General features: G+C 37.0%; 1 tRNA gene. It reads right to left on the bottom strand.

Annotated features, from left to right (window positions below):
• Positions 1-245: 245 nt before the first annotated feature.
• Positions 246-321: transfer RNA gene (locus tag KSF73_17340), tRNA-Ala, on the bottom strand.
• Between the last annotated feature and the right edge of the window lie 44 nt (positions 322-365).

Genomic DNA, 365 nt, shown 5'->3' with positions numbered 1-365 from the left:
TTTGTGTTTTGCAATCAACCCAAATTTGATAAAACCAAGGAATTAACCACGATTTTATCGCATTGAATTTGTCTTACTTCTTCCATTTTTTTAAAGATCAAAGTACGAATTGACTTAAGAAGTCAAACAACAAACAATTTAATTAAATGCCCTTTTTATCGAACATCTTTATTAAATGATTTCTTGTTTGATCTCTTCAGTACTGATACAACCGATATCCACATTCTCACATTTAACCGTTTGAATGGTGGAGGTTGACGGGATCGAACCGACGACCCCCTGCTTGCAAAGCAGGTGCTCTCCCAGCTGAGCTAAACCCCCATAAGGATTCTATCGTTCGAGCCTTTACAAATTGCGCAAAGATT

The sequence above is a fragment of the Burkholderiaceae bacterium DAT-1 genome (assembly GCA_019084025.1).
Lineage (GTDB): Bacteria > Pseudomonadota > Gammaproteobacteria > Burkholderiales > Chitinimonadaceae > DAT-1.
This window is presented reverse-complemented; position numbering and strand designations above follow the sequence as displayed.